Here is a 1675-nt window from a genome sequence, read left to right on the forward strand (position 1 = left end):
CCTTTATATCCATCCTTCATTAAAAGAATCATTATAAAAGTTATTATAATAAAAACTATCCATTGAATTTTTTCTGGATACTTTTTATTATAAATTATCATGCTTAAAATAATGTTACTAAATTCTATACAATTTAATATTTGTATAAATATAATAACAATCTCGTAATTACTTATTATATATGAAATATCTACTCCACTAAACCTTAATATGGCTATAGGAAAAAAACCTATTCCAATTAGTTTTAAAACTCCTAAATTTCCATTACCAGCCTTTATGATACTCATAAAAAAAATTAATACTGATATTGATATACTTAAGATTCTAATAATAAAAATAAATTCATTATTCATATTATAGAAATATTTAAGTATAGTCAAAATTAAAATTATAGGTATAGATATTTGAGATATTATCCCTTTATTTCTGTAATGCAACTTTTCATTAATCATTTCTAATTAAAACACCCTTTACTTGTTTAACTTTATAGAGAAACTACTTCCTTTCCCTAACTCACTATTTATCTCAACATCCCCATTTTGAGCCTTTATTAAATTATATACAACAAACAGACCTACTCCAAAACCTGTTTCACCATTATTTTTATACCTATTTTCCATTTCATATTTATTAAAAGCTTTAGAGATAAACTCTTCACTCATTCCTATACCATTATCTGTGAGTTTAATTAAAACATATTCACTAAACTCTTCTATTTTTACAAAGATAAGACCGTCTTCATTAGTAAACTTTATTGAATTTGATACTAAGTTTAGTATAATCCTTTGCATCATTTCTTTATCAAAATAAGTATATATTTCTTCCTCACTAGTATCAAAAATAATGTCATGTCCGCTATTTTTTATATATGGTGATAATGAAAATAAATAATCTTCAACAAACTCAACTATATTATCAAATTTAAGATTTACCTCTAAATTTTCTGAGTCTATTTTACTCATATCAATCAAGTTATTAGTAAATTTAGTAAGTATAAAACAATTTTCCTTACTTATTTCGTTATACGACTTAATTCTATCAATATCATTTATATCTATTAAGATCTTTTCAAGTTGCATTGCTGAATAAATAACGTTAACTGGTATTTTTATATCATGAGAAATATTAGACAGAAAATTTTGCTTTATTTTTTCTCTTATTTTTATTTCTTCTAGTTCTTCTTTCATATAAGATAACTTAATTTCTTCTGTCAAGTCTTTAAACATTAATATACACTCTGTATCCTCATTGTTTAATTTAAAGAATCTAATTTCAATTTTTTTATCATTAAGAATTACATTGGTAGTATGTGGCCCCTTGTTATTATCAAAACATATCCCTAAATCAAACCCATCATCAAATTTTATATACTTGTCAATTCTTCTATTTACGATATTTCTTATATATTTTTCACCAATCTCATCTAAAAATTTTTTATTACAATAAGATATTCTATAGTTATTATTTATTATAACTATTTCATTAGGTAAACTACCTAAAAAACTTTTATATAACATATTCTTATCTTTTAACTTTTTATATGTATCTTCAAGCTGGTAATTACTTTTTATTATTTTTTTATTAACACCTTCTAAATACACATTTGTTAATACTGTTTCTTCAAATACGAAGCTATAATTTTCCTTAATAATATTTGCAATTATCGCTATTAAAG

The 1675-nt window shown here is 22.4% G+C and carries 1 protein-coding gene and 1 pseudogene; both read right to left on the bottom strand.

Going from position 1 to position 1675, the window contains the following annotated elements:
- Window positions 1–452 (bottom strand): annotated as a pseudogene (locus tag QK892_RS18325) (sensor histidine kinase); the annotation flags it as partial.
- 18 nt (window positions 453–470) lie between these two features.
- Window positions 471–1675, bottom strand: a 1205-nt coding sequence (locus tag QK892_RS18330) for a sensor histidine kinase (RefSeq protein WP_317274986.1), incomplete at its 5' end; no start/stop codon positions are given.

The organism is Clostridium lamae (assembly GCF_033043255.1).
Lineage (GTDB): Bacteria > Bacillota > Clostridia > Clostridiales > Clostridiaceae > Clostridium > Clostridium lamae.